Source organism: Streptomyces sp. R35, from assembly GCF_041053035.1.
Lineage (GTDB): Bacteria > Actinomycetota > Actinomycetes > Streptomycetales > Streptomycetaceae > Streptomyces > Streptomyces lutosisoli.
The window spans coordinates 9769724-9793780 of the sequence record NZ_CP163440.1; the positions used below are offsets into that span (position 1 = coordinate 9769724).

Consider the following 24057-nt stretch of genomic DNA (forward strand, 5'->3'; position numbering starts at 1 on the left):
GTGCGACTCCACTGGTTTCACAGGGCGCCCCGAGCAGATGGGCAGGTGGCGCGTGGATGGGTCGACGCCGGGCCGAACCGGTCGGGCGTCGGGGATCGCGACGGCCGTTCCGCTTGCCGTCGCGGATGAAATTAGCCGCCCTATCGAGGGTTCCGTCAAGGGTTTGTGCGGGCTTCATCTCAGTGAATCGCGTGCGATGCGGTGTCTTAGAACGAGAAATGTTCAATAAGAGACTGTTTACACCAGTTAGAGACCCCGCTCTATGATGTGGATCTACTTGCTTAATGAGTACGACTCATTGATGCTTGAGATACGATGAGCGCGGCACTACAGCGATCAGCCGCTCCAGTTGCGTCAGCCAGGAGGCAGGACAGATGAACGACACGCCCGCGGCCCAGCCGGCGCAGGCACGCCCCGTTGCGGCGGCAGCGGTGAACGGCGCGGACGAGCGGCGTGACTACCGGCCCGGCTACGAGGTCGTGGCGGAGCGGATCCTCGAATTCATCGCCGAGGCCCGTCTGGTGGCAGGTGATCGGCTGCCCACGGAGATCGATCTGGCCCAGAGGCTGAACACCAGCAGGGCGGTGGTGCGGGAGGCCGTGAAGATCCTCTCGGCGCTCGGCCGGGTCCGCGCGCACAAGGGGCGCGGGCTGTTCGTCGCGGACGACGAGGGCATGCTCATCACCAGCCGCTGGGGCGGCTTCTTCCGCCCCGTCGACCTCGATCACGTGCTCATGCTGTTCGAGTTCCGCAGGGTTCAGGAGATGGCCGCGAGCAGTCTGGCCGCCACCCGTGCCACGCCCGCCGAGCTGCGGACCATCGAGGTGGCCATGCAGCAGTGCCGCCACGGGTTCGTCAACGGTCAGGTCGAAGTGTTCAACGAGGCGGACGAGGACTTCCATATGGGCGTTGCCGTCGCCTCGCACAACACCTTCCTCGTCAGCGCCGTCCGTGACGCGCGCCGACTGCAGCGGCAGTCCAGCGCGATCGGGATCCACGACACGCTCGGTGAAGGAACCGAGGCCGCGGTCGTGGAGCACGAGGTGATCTACCGGGCCATCCGCGACGGCCGGCCCGACGAGGCGGCCGAGGCCACGGCGACACACCTCGACAGGACGCTCGAGGACTACCGGCGGGAGATTCAGCGACGCCTGTTCGGATAGACGTAGAAGTGCTCCGACCTGCCCCGGTAGTGGAAGCACACCTCCGTTCAGTAGCCGTAGATCATCTTGTAGGCGACCTCGGGGAGGAACTGTCCGGCCGAGGAGCCGGTTCCGGCGCCGCAGTTGCCGTCGGACTCGCCCGGGACCTTGATCCACAGGAGCATCTCGGCGCCTCCGCCCAGGCGGGTGGGGGTGCCGATACGGCGACCTGAGGGGTTGCACCACTGGCCGTTGGAGCCGTTGCCGTTGCGGCTGGTGTCCACGACGAACGGCTTGGTGTAGCCGTACCGGGCGCTGAGTTCACTGTTGATGGCGTTGGCGTACGCGGTGTTCTCGGCCGTGGTCAGGTAGTTGGAGACGTTGAGCGAGAAGCCGTGGGCCTGCCGGAGGCCGGCTTCGTGGAGGCGCTGGGCCATGGTCGCCGCGCTCGCCCAGGCCGGGTTGCCGGCGTCGAGATAGACCCAGGTGTTGGGAGCCTGGCGGTTGAACTCGGCGAGCGCGCCGGTGAGCATCCCCTCGCGTTCGTCGATCTGGGCCTGGGTCATGCAGCCGTAGTCCCCGAGGGAGTCCGGTTCGAGGACGACGACGGCCGGGCGGCCCGCGATCCCGCCCGCGAACTGGGCGATCCAGTTCGCGTAGGCGGACGGCGAAGAGGCTCCGCCCGCGGAGTGCCCGCCGCAGTAGTCGCGGTTGTAGATGTTGTAGGCGACGAGAATGGGCAGCTTGTCCCGGTAGTCGGCGGCGCCCACGTACGCGCCGGTGGCGGTGCCGATGGTGCCGCTCCAGGAGCCGAACCAGCGGGCCGTCGGGGTGTTGGCGATGGAGGCGTTGATCGCGGGCGCCCGGCCGTCACCTTGGTTGGCGGCGACCCACCGCTTCGCGCTGGAGTCGGGATCCACGTAGAACCCGTTGGTCATGGTCGTCGGGTCGGCCGCGTGGGCGGACGGTGCGGTGGCGAGCGCCAGGGGCAGCGAGGAGAGAGCGGCCACCAGGGCGAGGAGTCTGCGGCGCATGACAGTGCCTCGGCTTTCTGACAGGGATGTGTCCGAAGGTCGGCGGTGAGCATGGGGGAGCGCTCCCAAACCGGAAGCGCTCCCCACGGCACGGTCGGTCAGCAGGTGGAGTTGGTCTGGGTGAGGAGGCCGAGCCGCCACGGGAGGCTGTTGTAGTCGCCGCTCGCGTTGGGGTCCTTGCCCTGGTAGAGGTACTGGAGTCGGCAGGCGGGAATGGTGAGTGTCTGGTCGTAGCCGGCGCGGATCATTTCGCCGTGGCTGATGTCCTTGGTCCACGCGCCTGCGGGGAAGGTGACGTTGCTCGCCCGTGCGAACGGGTTGCTCTCGGTGGCGGCCAGGGGTGTCCACGAGCCGGCGAGGTTGCTCGTCGTCCAGGAGCGGAAGTAGCGTCGGCCGTCGGATCCGATGGCTTCGACGAGCAGCAGGTACTGGTTGGCGCCCTGCACCTTGTAGACGTTGCTCGCCTCGAACAAGGCGTACCTGTTGGAGTCCTGGGCCGCGATGACGGTGTTGGTGAACCCGTTCGGGAACTGGCCCACGGTCGTCTGGGAGCGGTACAGATGCCCGTTGTCGTCGGAGGAGAACAGGTAGCAGTTGGCGCTGTCGCAGATCACCCACATGTCGACCCAGTAGCCGTTGCCGATGTTCTGCCGGATGATGTCCGGCATCGAGGCGTAGAAGTTGTGCGGCGCGCTCCAGCCGTTCGGGTTGCTGATGTCGGGGTTGGTGGAGTACGACGCGTTGCCGGTCTGGTAGACGAGGTACCACAGGCGTTGCGGCGCGTAGTAGAACACCTGCGGCGCGGCTCGGTACCCGGACCCGATGGCGGTGCGGTCCAGGTAGTGGTGCGTGGCCGAACCCGCCTGCGACCAGTCGCTGAAGTTCAGGTAGACCAGGTTGTAGCCGGAGGCGTTCGCGGTGCTCGCGAACACGTGGTACTTGCCGTTGTAGTAGACGACCGTCGGGTCCTTGATCCCGGCGATGTTGTGGGTCGAGTCCGGCTTCGGCGAGATCAGCGCACCGCTGGAGCTCCATGTGAAGGTGGAGGGCAGGGCGGCGGCGGACTTGGCCGAGCGAACTGCCGTACGTTGCACGGTGGTTGATCCGCTCGCGGCGGTGGGGGTGCCGCCCAGCGCGGTCAGTGTCGCGTTGTAGGCCGGCTTCTTGTTGCCGTTGCGGTCGAACAGCAGGGGGTTCTCGCCGCTCCGCCACGAGTCGCTGTCTCGGATGCCCCAGGCCGTGATGCCGGTGCAGCGGGGGACGTTCATGCAGGCCCTGACCGTGTTCGCGTACGCGGTCGGCGGCGCCTGCGCGATGTCCAGTTCGGTGATCTGTACGTCCACGCCGAGGGCGGCGAAGTTCGACAGCGTGGTCTGGAAGTTGGCCGGCGGTCCGGCGGTGCCGAAGTGGGACTGGAAGCCGACGCAGTCGATGGGCACGCCGCGGGACTTGAAGTCGCGCACCATGCGGTAGACGCCCTGCGTCTTGGCCGCGTTCCAGTCCTCGATGCTGTAGTCGTTGTAGCAGAGCTTGGCCGCCGGGTCGGCCGTCCGAGCTGTGCGGAAGGCCTGTTCGATGAAGCCGTCGCCCAGCAGGTTCTGGAACACCGAGGAGCGGTGCTGGCCGCTGCCGCCGTCGGCGAAGGCCTCGTTGACCACGTCCCAGGCGTAGATCTTTCCCTTGTAGTGGTTAGCCACGGTGGTGATGTGGTTGTTCATCACGGATCGCAGAGTGTTCGCGTCCCTGATGGAGCTGACCCAGCCGGGCAGTTGGGAGTGCCACACCAGGGTGTGGCCACGCATGCGCTGACCGTGGGACGTCGCCCGGTTGACGATCTGGTCGCCGGGGCCGAAGTTGAACGAGCCGCGGGACGGCTCGGTCGTGTCCCACTTCATCTCGTTCTCGGGTGTGACCATGTTGAACTCGCGGTCCAGGATGCCGGTGTACGTGCCGTCGCCGAGCCGGCCTGCGGCCACGGCGGTTCCGAAGTACCGTCCGGACTGGGCCGCCTGGGCGCCCAGGGTGGAGGCCCGGACGGCGTCGGGCGCGCCGGTCGCGGTCCCGGGTGTCACCAGGACGGTCGCGGCCAGCAGGCCCAGGACCGAGGCTCGGCGACAGCCGAGCCGTTTCAGCGGGTTCATAGTTCTCCTTGTGGGGTGGGTGGGGGGTTGCGTGGTGCGATCGGTGGACCTCTTCAGGGCGTGGTCAGCTCGAACCGTGCGATGCGCACCGAGCCGCCGAGCGCCTGGGTGGCGTGGTTGAAGAGGGCGAAGCGGTAGCCCATGAAGAACCGCCAGTCGTTGCCCAGGGAGAAGGCGGGCCCGAGGCGGGTGAAAGTGGTGCCGTCGGTGCTGTAGGAGAAGGTGCCGGGGCGTCCGGTGCCGGGGCGGATGTCCGCGTTCGCGCGCAGCCAGACGCGGCTGCCGGAGAGGGTCGCGCTCGCGGCCTCGGTGCCGGTGCCGGTGGTGTTCCAGTTGCCGTCCATGGTCAGCCCGTTGACCATCACCAGCCGCGTCGTACCGTCGTTGCGCTTGATGCCGATCCAGGCGGAGGAGTCACGCAGCAGTGCGAGTCCGGCGCGGTCGCCGTCGCGCATCGTGGTGTGGTCGAGCTGGACCGTGGCGGTGGAGGTCGGGCCTTGGATGCGGTGGGTGAGGGTGTTGCGGGCCCAGTACAGGTCGTTGGTGACGGTCGCGGTCCGCAGGGTCAGTCCGTTGTCGAGCGACCACTTGGTGTTGTCCGGGTTGTGGTTCCACTCCCACCGCGGCTTGAGGGTCGTCCCGTCGAAGGTGTCGACGCCGATCATCGGGGTGACCTGGCGGGGTGGAGCGGGTACGGCCGGGCTGGGATACGAGGTGCCCCATGCGCCGTTGACGAGTTGCACGACGGGCCAGCCGTCCGGGGTCCAGGTGATGGGCGCCAGGGCGGGCATCCGGCCGCCGGGGTAGGCGTCCACGAAGGCCAGGTAGTACCAGGCGCCGCTCTGCGTCTGCACCAGTCCGCCCTGGTGCGGGACACCGCCGCCCGGGATCGGCCCGCGCAGGTCGAGAAGGACCTGCCGCATCGTGTACGGGCCGAAGGGGCCGCTCGACGACTTCAGGATGTACTGCCCGTTCGCGGGGCGGGTCAGGAAGATGTAGTACTGCCCGTTGATCTTGTAGAAGCGGGAGCCCTCGAGGGTGCCGACACTCGACGGTGCGGTGAACACCTGCTGCGTGCGCACCTGGTTGCGGCCGTCGGGTGAGAGCTGGGCCACGCTGATGGTGGTGTTGCCGTACGCCACGTACAGGGTGTCGTCGGTGTCGACGAGCAGCCCCGCGTCGTAGTAGGGGGTGCTGATCGTCGTGAGTCTGCTCCACGGGCCCTCGGCGGCGGTGGCGGTGTAGACGTACGTCCGGGCGAAGTCGATCTGGCCCAGCCAGTAGAAGGTCCGGTTGCTCGGCCGGTAGGCCAGCGACGATGCCCAGATGCCCCGGACGTAGCCACGGGCGCCGTTCAGGTCGTACTTGGCGCCGAAGTCGAGGACGGGTACCGAGTGGCCGGCGATCTCCCAGTTGACCAGGTCGTACGAGCGCAGGACGGGTGCGCCCGGCGAGTAGTGCATCGTCGAGGCCGAGGCGTAGTAGGTGTCACCGACGCGGATGACGTCGATATCCGCGAAGTCCTGCCAGATCACCGGGTTCGTGAAGGCCGCCGCGGTCGCGAGGGTCGGCCCTTGGGTGGAGGCGGTGCCGGGGGCCGCTGTCGGAGGAAGCAGGGCACCGGCGGCCAGGCCGGTGGCGGCCGTCAGCGTGCGTCGACGGGAGAAAACTTGATGAGTCCATGACATCTGCACGTGTGGCGTTCTCCTTCTGTGGCCCAGCCGTTGGCGGTTGGAGTTGTCCGGAGGTGCCCTGCTGGTTCGCCGGGGGCGGCTGCTCTGTATACGAGATGTCGAACATGGATCGGCTTGTCGAGCACCCTGGATGATAGAGAGCCGGTGAACCCCGTCAATACCTCTCGCACAAATCGTTGTTGGCTTCGAAACATTCGAAGATTGATCCCATGTCACTGCGGGCCAGTTGCCCGGATAGTGCAGATGCGCCGCCTTCCACGGGTCTGAATGGCCGGATCGTGAAGGCAGTGCGGTGATGGGTGTTGACATGTTCGACGGCCTCCCTAGTATCCGTGAGGCCTTGCTTTCCGAATGGTTCACGAAATTTCGAACCGCCCCTCTCTCTTCTGTCATGTGTCATGGACGTGACATCGATCTCCGTGTCACCCGCCCATGGCGCCCTTCCGTGAAGGAGCCCTTGGTGCCCAGACGGTCAGGCGGACGACTGCTCCGCCTCCTCGCGACCCTCGTGCTGACGCTCACCGCGTCCGTGACGGCTTCCGCTCACTCCACTGCTTCGGCCGCGCCCGGCAGCCCGGCGCTCACTCCACCGCTGGGCTGGAACAGTTGGAACAGCTTCGGGTGCGGGGTCACGGAGGCGCAGGTTCGCCAGGCCGCCGACGCGATGGTGTCCTCGGGGATGCGGGACGCCGGTTACCGGTACGTGGTGGTCGACGACTGCTGGTTCGACCCGCAGCGTGACGCGGCGGGCAACCTGCGGGCGAATGCGGCCAAGTTCCCGAGCGGGATGAAGGCGCTCGGGGACTACATCCACGGCCAGGGGCTGAAGTTCGGCATCTACCAGGTGCCGGGCGAGCGCACCTGCGCGCAGACCAGCGGCGCCTATCCCGGGTCGACGGGCAGCAGGGGGCACGAAGCCCAGGACGCCGCCACGTTCGCCGAGTGGGGTGTGGACTACCTCAAGTACGACTGGTGTTCCTCCAGCGGCACCCGTGACGAGCAGGTCGCACGGTTCACGGTCATGCGCGACGCACTGCGTGCCACCGGGCGGCCGATCGTCTACAGCATCAACCCCAACAGCTTCCACGCCATCACCGGCGCCACGTACAACTGGGGCGAGGTCGCCGACCTGTGGCGGACGACCGAGGATCTGCTCGACATCTGGCAGAACGGCAACACCAACAGCTATCCGATGGGCGTCGGCAACGTCCTTGACGTCACCGCGCCACTGGCGGCGCAGTCGGGTCCAGGGCACTGGAACGACCCGGACATGCTGGTCGTGGGCCGTCCCGGCCTGTCACTGACCGAGTCCCGCTCGCACTTCGCCCTGTGGGCGCTGCTGGCTGCCCCGCTCATGGCCGGCAACGACATCCGCACCATGTCCGCCGACGTGAGCGCGATCCTGCGCAACCCGCGTCTGCTGGCGGTGAACCAGGATCAGCTGGGCGCGGGCGGGCGCAGGGTGCGCGACGACGGCAGCACCGAGGTGTTCGCCAAGCCGCTGTCGGACGGCTCGGTAGCGGTGGGCCTGTTCAACCGGGGCGGCAGCACCGCGGCGGTCAGTACGACAGCAGCCCAAGTCGGCCTGTCCGGCGGGCCGTTCACCCTCACCGATCTGTGGACCGGCGGCACGTCGAGTACGGCGGGCCAGATCTCGGCGAGCGTCCCCGCGCACGGCGTGGCCGTGTTTCGGGTGAGCGGTGGCAGCCCGCCGGCCGCCACCACCTCGCGGCTGCGCGGCAACGGGTCCGGCCGCTGTGCGGACGTGGACAACGCCTCCACCGCCGCCGGGGCGACAGTACTGCTCTGGGACTGTCATACGGCCGCCAACCAGCTGTGGACCACGTGGGCCGGCGGCGAGATCCGCGTCTTCGGCGACAAGTGCCTGGACGCCTACAACCAGGGCACCACCGACGGCACCCGTGTCATCACCTGGCCCTGCAACGGCCAGGACAACCAGAAGTGGTCCGCCGGTTCCGACGGGTCGATCCGCAACGTCCACGCCGGGCTGTGCCTCGACGTCGACCGGGCCGGCACCGCGAACGGGACCCCGCTGGTGCTGTGGACCTGCAACGGCCAGGCCAACCAGAAGTGGACCCGCGTGTGAGCAACCGCGGCTTCAGAACGGGAGTTTCACGATGACGAGGACAAGGTCCCTCTTATGGTCCGCCGTGGTCGCGGTGGTGGTCGTCCTGAACATGGGAGGCACGGCACTGGGCCGCGGCCAGGGCGAGAACACCCCGCGCACGGTCTCCGCCACGGCGGCCGCATCCGCCGGCGCCGCTGCCCCGACCGCAGGGTGCGGCAAGGCTCCCGCCCTGACGAGCGGAACGCACACGTTCCAGAGCGGCGGCAAGAACCGGAACTTCATCCTGCGCGTCCCCGACGGCTACGACCGCAACCGCGCCTACCGGCTGGTCTTCGGGTTCCACTGGCTGGGCGGCACCTCCACCGACGTCGCCACCGGCCGCACCGTGGAAACGGGCACCTGGGCCTATTACGGGCTCCAGCGACTGGCGAACAACAGCACCATCTTCGTCGCACCCCAAGGCCTCGACAACGGCTGGGCCAATGCCGGCGGGGAGGACGTCACCTTCGTCGACGACATGATCAGGCGCATCGAGACGGATCTGTGCGTCGACACGACACAGCGCTTCGCCCTGGGATTCAGCTACGGAGCCGCCATGTCGTACGCCCTGGCCTGTTCGCGCGCGACGGTCTTCCGCGCGGTCGCGGTCCAGAGCGGCGGGCAGCTGAGCGGATGCAGCGGTGGCACCCAGCCCATCGCCTACCTCGGGGTGCACGGCCTCAGGGACAACGTCCTCGGCATCTCCGGCGGACGGGCGTTGCGGGACAGGTTCGTCAGGAACAACGGCTGCACCGCCCAGAACCCGCCGGAGCCGGCGCAGGGCAGCCTGGCGCACCGGGTCACCGCCTATTCGGGTTGCTCGGCCGGGCATCCGGTCGTCTGGGCCGCGTTCGACGAAGGGCACATCGCCGCTCCGCAGGACGGGGCCGCGGGTGACAGCGGATCCAGGACCTGGGTGCCGCAGGAGGTCTGGAAGTTCTTCACGCAGTTCCAGACCTCCAACCCGCCGCCGGGGACGGCGACCTGCCGGGTCACCAGCACCGTCAGCGCCTGGAACACCGGCCTGACGTCGAACATCACCCTCACCAACACCGGCATCACCGCTCCGCCGAGCTCCTACACCCGCAACGGCACGGCCTGCGCCATGACAGTGACTGCGCCGAAGTGACCGATGGTTCGTCGGCGCCCGACCTGGCGCTCTCCGCCTGCGGCTGAGCACCGGGTCGGGCGGCGGGTCAGTGGTCGCGGCAGTGGGCTCCCGGTGCCCGGCCGGCGCCCCGTACGGCCGGAGCCGTGGTCAGGAGGTCGTGCCGGTCACCGTGCTTCCCGACTTGGTCACGTGGTACGTCGCGGTGGCGCCGCTCCAGAAATGGAAGGTGAGCTTGACGCGCGTGTTGTCCTTGAGCGCGTTGAGGAAGGCGGGGGTCAGGCGGATGGTCTTCTTGGTGTAGTCCGGCGCGAAGGCCGTGTTGAACTCCTGGTACGAAGTCCAGTTCGTCGGGCCTGCGTTGCTGCCGTCGGCGTACGTGGCCTGCATCGTTGCCAGCGCGTCACCCCGGAATTGTGTGGGGATGCCGAACGACGCCGTCGTACCGGTCGTGTCCGACTGCACCGGGGTGTCGTAGGTGACCACCTGGATGCGCCAGGGGATTCCTCGGGAGAACCCGGCCTGGAGCGTCGCGTTGACTCCGGGGGAGCGGTCGCCGACGAGCCGGGTGAGTGTGGCCGCCTTCAGGGTGAGCCGGTTGCCGGAGAGGGTGTAGTCCCGGCCGCTGACCAGCTTGGTGGTGCCCTGCGTGAGCGCCGTGAAGGTGGCGCCGTTCAGGTTCAGGGTGAGCGAACGGTCCTTGACGGGGCCGGACTTCGGCACGAAGACGCGGTCGGAGCAGGCTGTCGCCGAGCGTGTCGTCCAACTCGACTTCATCTGGCGGAGCAGCCCCGCGTCCTTCCACCGGCGCTTGGCGCGGTCGTAGAAGGAGCCGTTGTCCCACAGCACGGTGGTGACCTTGTTGGTGCGGGCGGCATGGCCGAGCGCCTCGAAGTACTTCAGCATCTCACCGCGTTCCACCGCGCCGGGACCGTGGTCGTAGCCGAGGAGGCCGTACTCGCCGAGGACGACGGGGATGCCCTGGGCGACGAAGGTGTCGCGCATCCGCTTGAACGTCGTGTCCAGGTCGCCCCGGGCCTGCGCGTCGAAGCGGGTGGAGCCCGCGACGTTCACGCTGAACGGGAAGTAGCCGTAGTAGTGCACGGTCGCGATCAGCCGGGAGTCGTGCAGCGACTTGATCGTGGTGGCCAGGTTGTCCATCAGCCGCTGGTCGGGGGTGCAGACCTCGGTGGGCAGCATGAGCAGACGGTTCTTGTTGTTGCCGCCCGACGCAGGCAAGTCCGTGCCAGCGGCCGCCCCTACACCGTGGTGCGTCCCGGCTGGTTCGACTACAACGCCCCCGGCGAACTCGCCCTGGTGATGCTGCAGGGCGACACCCGGCACGCGGGCGACCCCAGCGACGGCGTCGTCTCCCGCCGCCAGATCGCCCAGGTCCTCGTCTCCGCCCTCACCTCTTCCGAGGCGGATCACAAGACCCTCGAACTCGTCGCCGAGCACGGTCCGGCCCCCACCGGCCTCGCCCCGCTCTTCGCCGACCTGGCCGCCGACCCTCCCGGCTCACTCGACGCCGCCCTGGACAAGGCCAACATGCCGCTCGACGCCGAACCCGCAGGCGTCCAGCAGGAGTTGGAAGCCGTCCGTACCGGCTGACCGTTCCGGCCCGACCTAAGCCGCCCGGCGCCCCAAGGCGTCGCCGCCGCCTCGGCCACGGAAACGTACGCGGCGCTACGGCCGAACGTCGACACCCGCTGGTCGGGCATTCCGTACGCCGGACACCGAGCCGATCACGTATTCGCGCGGCAGATGGCGAGCCGCGAGCAGCGAACGCCTTTGATCGGATGCGGGGCGCGGGCGGGTGGCGTCAGCGCGGGATGAGCTTGAGCGTGGCGGCGCGGGCCTGCTCGGTGAGCACGTGGTCGACGATGCCCCGGTAGGCGTCGTACTTGGCGTGGTAGGCGGTGTCCACGGCGGGCCAGTCGGCCGGGTCGGCGTCGGTGAAGGTGACGTCCTTGTGGACGCGCCGGAGCTGACGCGGCCCTGGCGCTGCGCCAGGGTGCCTCGGAACCAGGGGCCGGAGCGGCCCTTGACGGAGCGTACGTAGATGTCGTCGCCGGCCCGTACGACCCACATGGTGACGGGCGCGCACAGGGTGCCGTCGGCCCGCTCGGACTCCAGGTCGAGCTCGGTGGCCGAGGCGATGCGGCCGAGTTCGTCGGGCGTCCAGGACGTCATGGCGGAACTTCCTTTCGTGCGGGGGAGGTTGCGGAGGGCACGGGTCGGGTCACCCGGCGGCCTCCTCCTTGATGCGGTCGAGGGCCGCGTCGAAGCCGTCGGGGGTGCCGCTGGAGCCGGCCACGCGGTCGAGCTGGACGTCGTCGACGGGCTGCCGATCGCGTTTCGAGAAGACGCGGTGGGGCGCGGCTCAGAGCAACGACTCGGCGGTGATGGGAAGTTCGCGCACCCGCCGACCCTTGGCGTGGAAGACGGCGTTGGCGATGGCGGGCGCCACCCCGACCAGGACGACCTCGCCGAGGCCCTTGACGCCGAGGGGGTCCGCCTCGTCGTCCCGGCCGTCGACGTAGATCGCCTTCAGGCCGGGGACGTCGGCGTTGACCGGCACCAGGTAGTCGGCGAGGTTGGCGTGGCGGCGTCGGATCCAGTAGCGGCGGTAGCCGAGCTCGTCGGCCTTCCGGGCCATGGACGTGGCGGCCGCGATCGCGTCGCCGCTGGTCTGGTCGGGGCGGATCAGGACATGGTCGAGTACGGACAGGGCGGGCATGGTCACACTCACTCTCGCCAGGCGCTCCTGGTCACGGGCGCACGAAAGCCCCGCCACCTGGTGGGTACTAAAATAGAACCAAGTGACTTCGACCTTAGCAGTGACTAATCGAGGGCGGTCAAATTGCCGAGCCGAATCAACCTGGGAGACCGGGAGAGTCCGCTGTGCGCCGCGGCGCAGCACGTCTGCGAGTGGTGGACGCTGCTGATCCTCCAGGACGCCTTCGACGGCTACTCCCGCTTCGACGAGTTCCAGGAGAACCTGGGCATCTCCTCCAGCATGCTCACCACCCGGCTCAAGGCCCTCGTCGCCGACGGTCTGCTGGAGCGCCGCCCTTACCAGACCAACCCCGTGCGTCACGAGTACGTGCTCACCGCGCTGGGGCGCTCTCTGTGGCCGGTCATCGTCGCGCTGACCGCGTGGGGCAACTCCCGCCTCACACCGGAGGAGCGCAGCATGGTCCTCGTCGACGGCGCGACGGGTGAGGAGGTCGACCCCGTCGTCGTCGACGCGGCGACCGGGCGTCGCCTCGACGACAGCGACACCTACGTCTTCACCGCGGGCCCCGCGGCGAGCGACGCCATGCGGGATCGGTACCGTCACCGCAGGCGGGGCCCGGGTGGAGTCGCTGTTGACCAGGGCTGAGCGGTCAGCTCGACGGGAGGGGACGGCGGGGGAGACGTTCCGATGGTCGGGGTGCCGATCGGGTGCTCGCTCTTTCGGCAGGCGCCGATGAAACAGCGAGAGGCCCCTCGCAGGGATCCACGCACGCCGTCACCACCAGGCAACCGCCGGGAAGGCGCCCCTTTTTGGGGCTGTGCCCCGACGTCGGCCCGTTCGGTGAGGCCGCCCGCATCGTCCCTCGCACCCCTCGAATCCGGTGGCCGCCATCAGCGTGGCGCTGACGCCCGCCATGGCGTACTGGCCGTTGCAGAACGCCTTGCTGAGGTGCAGCTTCTCCTGGAACAGAATGCCCTCAGCATCGACGCGTTCTCCTTGCTCCACAACCGCCGCTCGCCCGCGGGCACGCTCGTCGGCGGCATCCGGGAGACACAGGAGATGCTCGACTTCTGCGCGGGGCACAGCATCGGCGCCCAGGCCGAGGTCATCGCGGCCGACGAGATCGACACCGCCTACGACCGGGTCGCGGCCGGTGACGTCCGGTACCGGTTCGTGATCGACATCGGCACGCCGGCGACGGGCTGACCGCCACTCGGACGACCTGAGCGGCAGGGCGCGGAGCAGTGTGTGCCGCCGCGGCCTGCCGCTCAGGGTGTGGTTCAGCTGTCGAGGCGCCTCGCGCTGAGCCACTTCACGATCTCAGGGTCGTGGTGGTCGAAGAACAGCGAGGCTCCGGTGTCCAGGCCGGCGATGGACGCCATCTCGGCATCGGTGAGCGCGAAGTCGAAGACGTCGAGGTTCTCCGCCATCCGCTCGGGGCGTACCGACTTCGGGATCGAGGCAACGCCACGCTGGACCGCCCAGCGCAGCACCACCTGGCCCACCGACTTCCCGTGCCGCTGGGCGATCTCGCTCAGTACGGGGTTGGTGAACAGATCGTTCTTGCCCTCCGCGAAGCCGCCCCACGCCTGCTGCTGGACGCCCTGCTCGCGCATCAGGTCCTGGTAGTCGGCACGCTGGAAGAAGGGGTGGGTCTCGATCTGGTTGACGGCGGGCGTGATCTCGTTGTTGATGATCAGGTCGAGCAGGCGGTCGGGGTAGAAGTTGGAGACGCCGATGGCCTTGGCGCGGCCCTGCCGGTTCAGCTCCTCCATGGCCCGCCACTGGCCGTACACGTCGCCGTAGGGCTGGTGCATCAGGTACAGGTCCAGGTAGTCGAGCCCGAGCTTGGTGAGCGACGTCTCGAAGGCACGCTTGGTGTTCTCCTCGCCAGGCCCGTCCTGGACGTACAGCTTGGTGGTGACGAAGAGTTCCTCGCGCGGGATGCCGCTGTTCTTGATCGCCCGGCCGACGGCCTCCTCGTTGCCGTACGACGCCGCCGTGTCGAGCAGCCGATAGCCGGCCGCGAGGGCCTCGGTGACGACCTGTTCGGTCTCGTCGGCCGGGATCTGGAAGACGCCGAAGCCGAGGATCGGCATCTCGGCGCCGTTGTTCAGGGTGATGTTCTGCGTGGGTTCTTTCCTTTGGTGCGGGAGGCTCAGCGTTCGAGCATCTTCAGCTGGGCTTCGGTGTGGGTGGCGCCGGCCGCGGGCGGGAGGCTCGTCAACCGGTCCAGCTGGGCGGGGGTGAGCCGGACGGCGTCGGCGGCGGTGTTCTCTTCGAGGCGGCTCACGCGCTTGGTGCCGGGGATGGGCGCGATGTCGTCGCCCTGCGCGAGCAGCCAGGCGATGGCGACCTGCGCCGGGGTGGCGCCGACCTCATCGGCGACGGCCTTGACCTCGTCGGCCAGGCGCAGGTTGTGCTGGAAGTTCTCGCCGGTGAAGCGCGGGTTGTCCTTGCGGAAGTCGTTCGCGGCGAAGCCGTCGGTGGAGCGGATCGCACCGGTGAGGAAGCCGCGTCCCAGCGGCGAGAACGGCACGAAGCCGATGCCGAGTTCGCGCAGCGTCGGCAGTACCTGGGCCTCCGGGTCGCGCGTGAAGAGGGAGTACTCGGACTGGACGGCGGTGACCGGAGTGACGGCGTTCGCGCGGCGGATCGTCTCCGGCCCGGCCTCGGACAGTCCGAACGCGCGGACCTTGCCCGCGGCGATCAGCTCGCCCACGGCGCCCGCCGTCTCCTCGATGGGGACGTTCGGGTCGACCCGGTGCTGGTAGTACAGGTCGATGTGGTCCGTGCCGAGACGCTGCAGGGAGCCTTCGACGGCGGTACGGATGTTGGCCGCGCTGGAGTCCAGATTCCCCGGGCCGTCGCCCTCATGGGAGACGAGGCCGAACTTCGTGGCCAGCACCACCTGGTCGCGGCGGTCCTTGAGGGCGCGTCCGAGGAGTTCCTCGTTGGTGTACGGCCCGTAGATCTCGGCGGTGTCGATGAAGGTGACACCCAGCTCCAGGGCGCGGTGCACGGTACGGATGGACTCCGGCTCGTCGGTCCCGGCACCGGTGTATCCCTGGGACATGCCCATCGCGCCGAGACCGATCCGGGAAACCGCCAGGTCACGCAGGTGGATGTGGTGCATGAGTGCTCTCCGCTCCGTCGTCTTCGGGCCGGTTCTTCGCCGTGCTCTCGGGCTGGGCGCTCGCCGTTCGCGGGCCGGTTCCACTCTGGCCCAGGCATCCGGCCTCCGCTTGTCGCGTGCCCTCGGCCCATGGCGGCAGGGCCGGACCGGGCACGGCACCACGCGCCGTACGGCACTGTGGTCGTGGGCCTCATGGGAAGCCTATGGGCAGGTCCCAGCCGTCGTGGCGCCTGAGCGCCCCAGATGACGGGCCGAGCTGTTCGGGGGAATGACAGGGCCCCTCACCGCACCGCCGAGTGGTCGGCACGCCACGAGAGCGTGCCCGGTCGCGCGACATCCGCATGTTGGCCGGACCACCGCGGACATGACCCGCGCAGAGCCCGGCAGGATGTCGGCACGGCGCGTGCGGCAAAGGGCACGAAAGACCACTCGGTGGACGTCGCCAGCGGGCTCGGCGCGTATCTGCGGGCCCCCGCGCCCAGGTGACCCCGGAAGAGGCAGGGCTGGGCGCCTCGCCCGGCGTGCGCCGTATCCCGGGACTGCGGCGAGAGGAACTCCCCTTGCTGGCCGGGATCAGTCTCGCCCACTGCGTCCGCCTGGAGCGCGGCAAGGAGACCGGCCGAAGTTCCGCAGGGCGCGGGCGAGGGCGTCGATGACGGATGAGCTCGTTGCGCGAACCGGCCCGGGAGGTCGGGGTCAGCCCCGCCGCGCCCAGCCGTCACTTCAGGAACAAGCAGGCGCTGCTGGACGCCCTGGCGCTGGAGGAGTTCGACCGTCTCGTGACCGTGCTGAACACCGCCCAGGACGAGGCCGGGGAGTCCTTCGCCGAGCGGCTGACCCTCCTCACCCGCGCCTACATGGAGTTCGCCGCCGCCCGCCTGATCGAGGACGGACAGCGCCGGGGCGAGGTACGCGAGGGCCCGGTGGACGAGATCGGCTTGCCGGTCATGGCCGCTCTGAACGGCTACGTCACCCTCGCGGCCGCCGGCGGTATCCCCGCCGACGGCATCGAACGGGGCCTGGAGAACATGGTGGTCTTCATCCTGCGTGGGTGCGCGCCGTAGCAAGCGCGCCCGGCGCCGGCCGGCGAATGCCGTTGCTCGCCCCTTGCGTCAGGTGCGGCAAGTGACGTCCCCCACCGGCAAGCGCCCTTCCGTGAGGTACGCGTCGACCGTGCGGGTCACACACTCGGGCGCGCCCGGCAAGCTGTGGACGACGTGGCCCCGTCCACCGCGGACGTATGCGAGGCGTGAGCCGCGCAGCGCGTGGTGCAGGGCGCGGGCGCCGGCCGCCGGGGTCTGCGCATCCCACTCGTTCTGTACGGCGAGGGCGGCGGTCGTGTTGTCGACGCGGGTGGCCGTCTCGGGGCCGCGGGGCCAGAAGCGCAGGGGGTGATGTTGGCGGCGAAGTCCCCGTAGACGGGGTGGCGGGCGCCGTCGTGGAGCGCGTCGCGTCGGTAGCGCGCCGGATCGCGGGGTCAGGCGGCGGAGTTGTCCCCGCACGGGATGGACCAGTAGACGGCGGTGGCGTTGTCGTCGGTGGCGTTCGCGCGGCCGGCGAGTGCAGAGAGCGGAGCCGGGCGGGTGGTGGGGGAGTGCCGGAGGGCCACGAACTCGCTGGAGGGTGAGGCCTCGTCGCCCCGCTGGGCACCGGATTCGTGACGGCGGCCACAGCCGGGCAAGGCGGCTTCCGTCAGACGGAAGCGTTCGTGAACGGGGGAGGCCGACGCGCTGGGGAACGGACGCCGCGCTCTCCCGGGGCGGGCCCGGAGCTCTCGACCGGCCGTCGGCTGACGATCCGTCCGAAACCGTTCGCCTCACGTACCGCCGAGTTTCACATGGGGGCTACAGGACCCTTCCCTGACGTTTGGTGCTCTTGGAACACTCCAACCGCGCACGTTCCCTCACCATCCGGCCGACCGGGCCCGTCAGGACAAGAGGTCACTCACCCATGCCTCAAGTGAATCGGCGCCGATTCCTCCAACTCGCCGGCGGCACCGCGGCGTTCACCGCGCTGGCCAACAGCATCGAGCGCGCCGCCGCGCTCCCGGCCAACCACCGTTCCGGCACCATCGACGACGTCGAGCACATCGTCGTCCTGATGCAGGAGAACCGTTCCTTCGATCACTACTTCGGCTCGCTGAGAGGTGTCCGCGGCTTCGGCGACCCGCGTCCGGCCACGACGTCGGGCGGCAAGTCGGTCTGGTACCAGTCGGACGGCACCAAGGACGTGCTCCCCTTCCGGCCCGAGGCGGACAACCTGGGCATGCAGTTCATCCAGGACCTCCCGCACGGCTGGAGCGACGGGCATACTGCCTTCAACAAGGGCAAGTACGACAAATGGGTGCCCGCCAAGTCGTCGACGACGATGGCGTACCTGACGCGCGAGGACATCCCGTTCCACTACGCGCTTGCCGACGCGTTCACCATCTGCGACGCGTACCACTGCTCGTTCATCGGCTCCACCGACCCGAACCGCTACTACATGTGGACGGGCTACACGGGGAACGACGGCAAGGGCGGTGGGCCCGTCCTCGGCAACGACGAGGTGGGCTACGACTGGACGACGTACCCGGAGCGGCTGGAGGAGGCCGGGGTCTCCTGGAAGATCTACCAGGACGTCGGCGACGGTCTCGACGCGAACGGCTCCTGGGGCTGGATCTCGGACGCGTACCGCGGCAACTACGGCGACAACTCGCTGCTGTACTTCAACCAGTACCGCAACGCCAAGCCGGGCGACCCGCTGTACGACAAGGCCCGCACCGGTACCGACGCCCGCAAGGGCGAGGGCTTCTTCGACCAGCTGAAGGCCGATGTGCAGGGCAAGAAGCTGCCCAAGGTCTCCTGGGTCGTCGCACCCGAGGCGTTCACCGAGCACCCCAACTGGCCCGCGAACTACGGCGCCTGGTACATCGCCCAGGTCCTGGACGCGCTGACCTCCGACCCCGAGGTGTGGAGCAAGACGGCGCTGTTCATCACGTACGACGAGAACGACGGCTTCTTCGACCACCTCGTGCCGCCGTTCCCGCCGCAGTCCGCCGCGCAGGGCAAGTCCACCGTCGACGTCGGCCCGGACCTCTACCAGGGCGACGCGAGCCGGGCGGCCGGACCGTACGGACTCGGCCAGCGGGTGCCGATGCTTGTCGTCTCGCCCTGGAGCAAGGGCGGTTACGTCTGCTCCGAGACGCTCGACCACACCTCGATCATCCGGTTCATGGAGCGCCGCTTCGGCGTGCACGAGCCCAACATCTCGCCCTGGCGGCGCGCGATCAGCGGCGACCTCAGCTCGGCCTTCGATTTCGCGCGCAAGGACAGCAAGCCGGTCGCGCTGCCGGACACCGACGGCTACCAGCCGCCGGACCACGACCGCCACCCCAGCTATGTGCCCACCCCGCCGGCCAACCCCGTCCTGCCCAAGCAGGAGCGTGGCTCGCGCCCGGCCCGCCCGCTGAAGTACGCGCCCCTGGTGGACGGTTCGGCGGACACCGCGGCCGGCACGTTCACGCTCACCTTCGGCTCCGGCGCCAAGGCGGGTGCCGCGTTCCTCGTCACCTCCGGCAACCGCACCGACGGACCCTGGACCTACACCACCGAGGCGGGCAAAACGGTCTCGGACACCTGGAACTCGGCGTACTCGAACGGCTCGTACGACCTCACCGTGCACGGACCGAACGGCTTCCTGCGCACCTTCAAGGGCCCCGGCAAGGCGGCCGGACCCGAGGTCACCGCGCGGCACGTCGGGAGCCATGTGGAGCTGACCTTCACCAACAAGGGCTCCGGCACGGTCCACCTCAAGCTCACCGACGGCTATGGCGGAAAGTCGCAGTCGTTCAAGGTGCGGGCGGGTGCGACCGTGCAGTACACGGTCGAACTGCGGGCGAGCAGGCGCTGGTACGACCTGACTGTCGTGTCCGACGCGGACGCGGGCTTCTTGCGCCGGTTCGCCGGACATGTCGAGAACGGTCTGCCCGGTGTGAGCGACCCGGCGATCGTCACCGCCTGATGGTTACCCAACTACCGGTTGCTTTCCGGCCATCTCACGGTAGTGTGCCCCGGTGACCACGCATTCGAACACTCCTGCAGGTTGGTACCCGGATCCGCACGGGGCGCCCCAGACGTTGCGCTACTGGGACGGATCCCAGTGGACCGACCACACGAATGCGGACCAGCAGGCCCAGGGCGCGCCGCAGGTACCGCACCAGGCCCAGCAGCCCCAGCAGGCGTACGCCCAGCAGTCCGCCCCGGCCCCCGACCAGCGCGTGCAGCGTCAGGTGCAGCAGCAGGCCGGGGTCGCGCCCAGTGGCGTCGGCGGCGGCACTCTGTTCACCGAGCCGGTCCTGGTGGTGAACCAGAAGGCCAAGCTGATCGAGGTGACCAACGAGTACAAGGTCATGGATCAGAACGGCAACCAGCTCGGCTCGGTCACCGAGGTCGGGCAGGGTGTGTTCAAGAAGATCCTGCGCTTCGTCTCCAGCCTCGACCAGTTCATGACCCACAAGCTGGAGATCCGGGACGCCCACGGCCAGCCGCAGCTGCTGCTGACCCGCCCCGCGAAGTTCCTCAAGTCGCGGGTCATCGTGTCGCGTCCGGACGGATCGCCCGTCGGCGAGATCGTCCAGCAGAACATGATCGGCAAGATCAACTTCGCCATGAACGTCAACGGCCAGCAGGTCGGCGCGATCAAGGCGGAGAACTGGCGGGCGTGGAACTTCGCGATCGTCGACCACGCGGACAACGAGGTCGCCCGGATCACCAAGACCTGGGAAGGCCTCGCCAAGACGATGTTCACCACTGCGGACAACTACGTCCTGCAGATTCACTTCCAGCTCCCCGAGCCCCTGCTGAGCCTCGTCGTGGCGACGGCGCTGACCGTCGACACGGCGCTCAAGCAGGACTCCCGCGGACTGGGATGACGGTGGCATGAGGAAGGGCGGCCGCGGATCTCCGCGGCCGCCCTTCTTGCTTTCTCCCCGGCGGGACGCCGGCTGCTTGCTCTAGAGGGACGTCAGGTGCCCCGAGTTGGGCTGCTTGGGCACCAACGAGGGTTCGTACGTCGCCGATCCCGCGTCCAGTGCCAGTACCGCGGCGACCGGGTGGTCGTCGTCCACCAGGGTCTGGGGCCGGGCCAGGGGCAGGGGGTCGGGATCGGGCGTCGACCGTGACAGCGTCACCACGCCCCACGCCGCGATCCCCGCTCCCACGAGCGCCAGCAGCACGCCCGCCGCGCCGCCCTGAAGGCGTTCGCCGAGCAGCGACAGGCCGACCACCACGGCGGCGACCGGGTTGGCGAGCGTCACGACGGCGAGCGGCGCGCCGAGCCCGCCTTGGTACGCGGTCTGCGACAGCAGCAGTCCGCCGGCCGCGAAGGCCGCCACGAGCAGTGCCACCACGACCACTTGGGCGCTCAGCAGCGAGTCCGAGCGGTCCGTCGCGGCCACCGTCACGGTCTGGGTGAGCGCCGAGGCGACCCCCGAGGCGAACCCGGATGCGGTCGCGTGCCGCAGCCCCGGCCGCGTTCCCGGCCGTGACAGGCCGCCGATCAGCATGGCGGTCGTACCGGCGACGGCGAGCGCCTGGGGCACCGTCAGCACGTCGTCGGGCGCGGGCCCGGACGCCGTGACGAGCAGTGCGGCGAGGCCGATCAGTGTGAGCGCCGTCCCGCGCCACTCGACCGCGCTGACCCGCCGTCCGGCGACCCGAGCGCCCAGCGGAACCGCGGCGACCAGGGTGAGCGCGCCGAGCGGCTGCACCAGCGTGAGCGTGCCGTACTTGAGCGCGGCGACGTGCAGCAGCGCGGCGGACGCGTTCAGCGCGACCGACCACCACCAGGCCCCGCTGGCCAGCATCCGCAGTGTGCCCGAGCCGGGCGACCGGGAGGCGAGCCGTTCCTGCGCGACGGCCGCGGCGGCGTACGCGACGGCCGAGAACAGGGACAGGACGACGGCGGCGAGAGTGGCGCTCATCGTCCCGCCCCCACGAGCTCCGGCACTTCCTGTACGGGGACGACCTCGGCGGGCTCCTGGACCCGGCCCGCGGTCGTCGCCGTCCGGTGCGGCAGGTGGATCACGGCGAGCGCGATGCCGAGCAGGGCGGTCGCGACGATCGCGTCGAGCCAGTAGTGGTTCGCGGTGCCGACGATCACTACCAGGGTGAGCAGCGGATGCAGCAGCCACAGCCAGCGCCACCGGGACTTCGTCGCCGCGATCAGGCCGATCGCGACCATCAGTGCCCAGCCGAAGTGCAGCGACGGCATCGCGGCGAACTGGTTCGCCATCGAGTCGGTCGCCGGGTGGGCCCCGTACACCGTGGGCCCGTAGACCTGTCCGGTGTCGATGAGACCCGCCTCGGCGAGCAGCCGCGGCGGCGCGAGCGGGAAGGTGAGGTGGCCCACCAGGGCGGCGGCGGTGACCACGGCGAGGACCCGGCGGGCCCAGATGTAGTGGGCCGGGCGCCGCAGGTACAGCCAGACCAGGAAGGCCGCGGTGGCAGGGAAGTGAACGGTCGCGTAGTAGGTGTTCGCGAGGTGTACGAGGGTGTCGCTGTGCAGCAGTGCGGTCTGCACGGTGTCCTCGCCCGGCAGGCGCACGGCCCGCTCCAGGTCCCACACCTTGTGCGCGTTGCCGAAGGCCTCGGCGGTGTGGCCGGTGGCCAGCTGCCGGCCGACCTTGTAGACGACGAAGAGTCCTACGACGAGCAGGAGCTCCCGCACGAGCGGCGGGCGCGCCGCGACGTCGGACGCGTGCGCTGTCGCGGCGGCGTCGTGCGACGCCGCCGCTCGTATGGCCGCGTCAGGCGGCTCCGGCTCTGAAGCGGACTCTGATGCGGATTCTGCAGGCTCGGTTCGGGAATCCATCCCCCGGCCCCCTTGCTGACGGTCTTGCGTGGGGTGATGCGCGGTGAGCCCAGGACAGGATCCACTCGACAGAAACGTAGATCCTGTCCAAGGCTCATCGATACGACAGTGTACCGATACGCCAGTGTACCGATACGGATCCGTACCGGTACACTGGCGTATCGATTAGACTGTGTGAAGCAGGCCACCACACGAGCCGGATTCAGCGAGGAGAAGAGCCATGACGTCGCAGGACGCGGACGGACCGGAGACGGTCGTCGCCTCGCGCCGCTCCAAGATCACGCCCGAGCGTGAGCAGGAGTTCTACGACGCTGTGCTCGAACAGATCCGCGCATGCGGCTATGAGGCGCTGACCATGGAGGGCGTGGCCGCGAGCACCCGCTGCAGCAAGTCCACGCTCTACCGCCAGTGGAAGACGAAACCCCAGTTCGTGGCCGCCGCGCTGCGTGCCAACCGCTGTCCGCGGTTCGCGGGGATCGACACCGGCTCGCTCGCCGGGGACCTGCGCGCTGCGGCGCGGGCCGCGGGCGACTGGTCGGGCCGCGACACCCAGCTGCTCCAGGCGCTCGGCCATGCCGTGATGCAGGACACGGAACTCCAGGAGGCGCTGCGCGACGCGCTCGTCGAGCCCGAGATCGCCGCGATCAAGGAGATCATCGCCCGCGCCGTCGACCGGGGTGACATCGCCGCCGACCATCCGGCGCTGGAGTTCATCCCCGCGCAGCTGTTCGGCGTAGTGCGCGTGCGCCCCGTGCTGGAGGGCCAGTACGCGGATGCGGCGTATCTCACACAGTTCGTGGAGGCGGTCGTGCTGCCGGCACTGGGCCTGAAATGAGACCGCTCGGCCTGACTTAAGACTCAGGTCGCCGTCCGCGGGATGACCGGACGTCGGCCTGTAACGCGCCGCACCGTGGGGACGGGGGCGGCGCGCACCCCCCGGCCGGGTGGGGTTCCCCTTGAGCGGAGGGGCGCCCCACCCGGCCGAACCATGTCCGGGGTCCATGTGCCGGTCCGGGGTCTCCGGACCGGATGTGTGGACGGGCTACACGTTCTGCCCGTTGCCGCTGACTCCCGACGCGACCTTGATGCCCTTGGTGATCGTGTCGATCACCGACTGCTTGGGCGCCTTCGAGCTGACGTCGACACCGAAGCGGACGACGACGAGCGTCTTGGAGTCGGCGGGGGAGGGGAAGACAAGCGACTCGACATAGCCGTCGTCGCCCTTGCTCGTCACGACCTTCCAGCGCACCAGATAGCCCTTCTCGCCGGCCACGGTGACCGCCTTGGAGGCGAGCTCGGTGTGCGAGGAGATCGTGCCGTAGCCCTTGCCGTACGACTCCGTGGCGTTCTTGGAGATGTCCTCCTTGGCCGCCGCCTCCGCCGTGGTGGACTTCAGGCCCTGCGACGTCGCGGGGGCCGAGTAGGCGCCGCCCCGCTGGCACTTCTCCGACGTGTCACCGGGGCACTTGTAGGTGTCCTTGGTGGCGATCGCGGCGCCGGTCGTGCCGTCCTGGCCGGTCCAGCCGTCGGGCACCGGGATGCTGACGCCGCTGAGCGCGTCGGTGGCGTACCCCTCCTCGGCCTGCGGCTGCGCCGACTGACCGGGCGCCGGGCTCTGGCCGTCGGAGCCGCCGGAGCCACCCGAGCCGCCGGGAGCGCCGCTCGGAGCGCCGCTGGGTGCGCCGCTCGGCGCGCCCGAGCCGCCCTGTCCGCCACCAGGTCCGCCCTGGCCGTTGAACCCGCCGGGGCCCTGCGCATTGGCGCTGTTGCCGCCGCTGCCGTCGTCCTTGGTCAGCGCGTACACACCGCCGCCGATGCCCGCGAGGACCGCGATCGCCGCGGCGACCGCTATGCCGGTGCGCAGTCCGCGCCGCGGCGAGCCCGGGGGAAGGGCCGGATACGGTCCGGCGGCCGGCGCGTGCGCCGGGGGACCCCATGGGGCGGCCGACCCGACGGGGCGGGTCTGGTCCGTCCATGCCGTACCGTCCCACCAGCGTTCGGTGGCGGGAGCGTCATCTGTCTGCCCGGGGTCGGGATACCAGCCGGGAGGAGTCACCTGCGTCATGGTGCCCACCGTATGAG

At 69.4% G+C, this 24057-nt stretch carries 20 protein-coding genes and 4 pseudogenes; 11 read left to right on the forward strand and 13 right to left on the reverse strand.

Translation table 11 applies throughout. The features are described 5' to 3' along the window. Positions 1-374: 374 nt before the first annotated feature. Positions 375-1163, forward strand: coding sequence for a FadR/GntR family transcriptional regulator (locus tag AB5J50_RS43880; protein WP_369264164.1), 789 nt, complete (start codon positions 375-377; stop codon positions 1161-1163). A 47-nt stretch (positions 1164-1210) separates the two neighbouring features. Here the strand turns inward: AB5J50_RS43880 and AB5J50_RS43885 are convergent, their stop codons facing one another. The 3 genes from AB5J50_RS43885 to AB5J50_RS43895 all read right to left on the reverse strand — a co-directional run bounded on the left by AB5J50_RS43885 (position 1211) and on the right by AB5J50_RS43895 (position 6005). Continuing rightward, complete coding sequence (locus AB5J50_RS43885; RefSeq protein WP_369264165.1) at positions 1211-2176, reverse strand: glycoside hydrolase family 6 protein; 966 nt, start codon at positions 2174-2176, stop codon at positions 1211-1213. 98 nt (positions 2177-2274) lie between these two features. Continuing rightward, positions 2275-4317: a non-reducing end alpha-L-arabinofuranosidase family hydrolase gene (locus AB5J50_RS43890; protein WP_369264166.1), complete on the reverse strand. Its 2043-nt coding sequence runs from the start codon at positions 4315-4317 to the stop codon at positions 2275-2277. Positions 4318-4370: 53 nt separating this feature from the next. Then, positions 4371-6005, reverse strand: a complete 1635-nt coding sequence (locus tag AB5J50_RS43895; protein ID WP_369265677.1) for a glycoside hydrolase 43 family protein — start codon at positions 6003-6005, stop codon at positions 4371-4373. 466 nt (positions 6006-6471) lie between these two features. On the opposite strand from AB5J50_RS43895, the gene AB5J50_RS43900 reads away from it, so the two are divergent. Both AB5J50_RS43900 and AB5J50_RS43905 read left to right on the forward strand, forming a co-directional pair. Further along, positions 6472-8118, forward strand: a complete 1647-nt coding sequence (locus tag AB5J50_RS43900; RefSeq protein WP_369264167.1) for a ricin-type beta-trefoil lectin domain protein — start codon at positions 6472-6474, stop codon at positions 8116-8118. Between the two features lie 64 nt (positions 8119-8182). Beyond that, positions 8183-9268, forward strand: a complete 1086-nt coding sequence (locus AB5J50_RS43905) for a PHB depolymerase family esterase (protein WP_369264168.1) — start codon at positions 8183-8185, stop codon at positions 9266-9268. Positions 9269-9397: 129 nt separating this feature from the next. Here AB5J50_RS43905 and AB5J50_RS43910 read toward each other — a convergent pair whose 3' ends face one another. Beyond that, complete coding sequence (locus AB5J50_RS43910) at positions 9398-10591, reverse strand: X2-like carbohydrate binding domain-containing protein (protein WP_369264169.1); 1194 nt, start codon at positions 10589-10591, stop codon at positions 9398-9400. Between AB5J50_RS43910 and AB5J50_RS43915 the strand changes: the two genes are divergently transcribed. Continuing rightward, entirely contained in the window at positions 10514-10858 is a 345-nt protein-coding gene (locus AB5J50_RS43915) for a hypothetical protein (protein ID WP_369265771.1), read from the forward strand. The genes AB5J50_RS43910 and AB5J50_RS43915 overlap by 78 nt on opposite strands. 211 nt (positions 10859-11069) lie before the next feature. Here AB5J50_RS43915 and AB5J50_RS43920 read toward each other — a convergent pair. Next, positions 11070-11440, reverse strand: a pseudogene (locus AB5J50_RS43920) (DUF2255 family protein). Positions 11441-11630: 190 nt separating this feature from the next. After that, positions 11631-11852, reverse strand: a pseudogene (locus AB5J50_RS43925) (xanthine dehydrogenase family protein molybdopterin-binding subunit); the annotation flags it as partial. Positions 11853-12110: 258 nt separating this feature from the next. Between AB5J50_RS43925 and AB5J50_RS43930 the strand changes: the two are divergent. Beyond that, the gene (locus AB5J50_RS43930) at positions 12111-12632 is read left to right on the forward strand and encodes a winged helix-turn-helix transcriptional regulator (protein ID WP_369264170.1); all 522 of its coding nucleotides are present in this window, start codon (positions 12111-12113) and stop codon (positions 12630-12632) included. Between the two features lie 330 nt (positions 12633-12962). Beyond that, positions 12963-13193: pseudogene (locus AB5J50_RS43935) on the forward strand (alcohol dehydrogenase); the annotation flags it as partial. A 74-nt stretch (positions 13194-13267) separates the two neighbouring features. On the opposite strand, the gene AB5J50_RS43940 reads toward AB5J50_RS43935, so the two are convergent. After that, positions 13268-14086, reverse strand: coding sequence for an aldo/keto reductase (locus tag AB5J50_RS43940; protein ID WP_369264171.1), 819 nt, complete (start codon positions 14084-14086; stop codon positions 13268-13270). Between the two features lie 59 nt (positions 14087-14145). Then, positions 14146-15123, reverse strand: a complete 978-nt coding sequence (locus AB5J50_RS43945; protein WP_369264172.1) for an aldo/keto reductase — start codon at positions 15121-15123, stop codon at positions 14146-14148. Between the two features lie 482 nt (positions 15124-15605). Between AB5J50_RS43945 and AB5J50_RS43950 the strand changes: the two are divergent. Next, positions 15606-15740: pseudogene (locus AB5J50_RS43950) on the forward strand (transcriptional regulator); the annotation flags it as partial. Between the two features lie 42 nt (positions 15741-15782). Beyond that, the gene (locus tag AB5J50_RS43955) at positions 15783-16187 is read left to right on the forward strand and encodes a TetR/AcrR family transcriptional regulator (protein ID WP_369264173.1); all 405 of its coding nucleotides are present in this window, start codon (positions 15783-15785) and stop codon (positions 16185-16187) included. A gap of 48 nt (positions 16188-16235) precedes the next feature. On the opposite strand, the gene AB5J50_RS43960 is transcribed toward AB5J50_RS43955, so the two are convergent. After that, positions 16236-16625, reverse strand: a complete 390-nt coding sequence (locus AB5J50_RS43960; protein ID WP_369264174.1) for an alpha/beta hydrolase — start codon at positions 16623-16625, stop codon at positions 16236-16238. Then, a complete protein-coding gene (locus tag AB5J50_RS43965; RefSeq protein ID WP_369264175.1) occupies positions 16601-16804 on the reverse strand; it encodes a hypothetical protein in 204 nt (67 codons plus the stop codon). Before AB5J50_RS43965 ends, AB5J50_RS43960 begins: the two co-directional genes overlap by 25 nt. 269 nt (positions 16805-17073) lie before the next feature. On the opposite strand from AB5J50_RS43965, the gene AB5J50_RS43970 reads away from it, so the two are divergent. Both AB5J50_RS43970 and AB5J50_RS43975 read left to right on the forward strand, forming a co-directional pair. Beyond that, positions 17074-19125: a phosphocholine-specific phospholipase C gene (locus AB5J50_RS43970; protein WP_369264176.1), complete on the forward strand. Its 2052-nt coding sequence runs from the start codon at positions 17074-17076 to the stop codon at positions 19123-19125. Positions 19126-19177: 52 nt separating this feature from the next. Further along, entirely contained in the window at positions 19178-20035 is an 858-nt protein-coding gene (locus AB5J50_RS43975; RefSeq protein WP_369264177.1) for a phospholipid scramblase-related protein, read from the forward strand. Between the two features lie 81 nt (positions 20036-20116). On the opposite strand, the gene AB5J50_RS43980 is transcribed toward AB5J50_RS43975, so the two are convergent. Both AB5J50_RS43980 and AB5J50_RS43985 read right to left on the reverse strand, forming a co-directional pair. Continuing rightward, on the reverse strand, positions 20117-21085 hold the full coding sequence (locus AB5J50_RS43980; RefSeq protein ID WP_369264178.1) for a hypothetical protein: 969 nt from the start codon (positions 21083-21085) through the stop codon (positions 20117-20119). Continuing rightward, positions 21082-21975 (reverse strand): phosphatase PAP2 family protein, encoded by an 894-nt coding sequence (locus AB5J50_RS43985; protein WP_369264179.1) that lies wholly within the window; start codon positions 21973-21975, stop codon positions 21082-21084. The genes AB5J50_RS43980 and AB5J50_RS43985 overlap by 4 nt, the downstream gene beginning before the upstream one ends. Positions 21976-22195: 220 nt before the next feature. Between AB5J50_RS43985 and AB5J50_RS43990 the strand changes: the two genes are divergently transcribed. After that, a complete protein-coding gene (locus AB5J50_RS43990) occupies positions 22196-22810 on the forward strand; it encodes a TetR/AcrR family transcriptional regulator C-terminal ligand-binding domain-containing protein (protein ID WP_369264180.1) in 615 nt (204 codons plus the stop codon). A gap of 207 nt (positions 22811-23017) precedes the next feature. On the opposite strand, the gene AB5J50_RS43995 is transcribed toward AB5J50_RS43990, so the two are convergent. Continuing rightward, positions 23018-24040, reverse strand: coding sequence for a DUF2510 domain-containing protein (locus AB5J50_RS43995; RefSeq protein WP_369264181.1), 1023 nt, complete (start codon positions 24038-24040; stop codon positions 23018-23020). Positions 24041-24057 lie beyond the last annotated feature (17 nt).